Origin of the sequence: Streptomyces zinciresistens K42, assembly GCF_000225525.1 — a bacterium.
GTDB lineage: Bacteria > Actinomycetota > Actinomycetes > Streptomycetales > Streptomycetaceae > Streptomyces > Streptomyces zinciresistens.
Genome location: NZ_AGBF01000478.1, coordinates 1 through 654 on the forward strand (window position 1 = coordinate 1; position 654 = coordinate 654).

The window sequence follows — 654 nt, forward strand, 5'->3', positions numbered from 1 at the left end:
CCGCGCATGGCCCGCTCGATCGCGGAACCCTCGGTGCGGGAGTAGCGGGCCGGGATGGTCGGCACGTCGTAGGCGTTCTCCATGGTGCCCTCCGCCGCCTTGCGGGTGGCGCCGGGCGAACCCATGTTGAAGATGACCGGCCTCGAGTTCTGGCGCAGGTTGTCCTTCATCTCGGTGGAGAACCCGTTGTGCGCGAACGGCGACTGCCCGGCCGGGTTGAAGCCGATGCCGTACTTCAGGCCGGTGACCGTGAGGTCCTCGCCGTCCTTCTGGATGAACTCGCCGAAGTCCGCGTCCTGCGCCGCGGTCATGAACTCATCGCCGTAGACGTTGAGCTGCCGGTAGGGGCAGCGCGGGTCGCCCGGCTTGTAGTCGTGCGGCTGACCGTCGTGCGGCCAGGGCATCTCCGCCCTGATCTCGCACAGCGCCTTCGCCGCCCGCAGCGAGCGGGCCATCCACAGCGCGTTCGAGCCCTGACGGTCGATGTACCGACCGAGCACGCTGGTCTTCTCGTCCTTGCGGACGGTGCCCAGCCACACGACCTCGCCGTCCAGGGACTGGGCGGCCATGTGGATCGCGAAGAACTGCGTCTTGCCGGACCGGCTGACCCCGAGGGTCAGGCCGTGCGCGGGGGCGTTCTTGTCGTGCTGGTAC

The 654-nt window shown here is 68.8% G+C and carries 1 pseudogene; it reads right to left on the bottom strand.

The features are described from left to right. Window positions 1-654 (bottom strand): annotated as a pseudogene (locus SZN_RS37290) (chromosome segregation protein ParM); the annotation flags it as partial.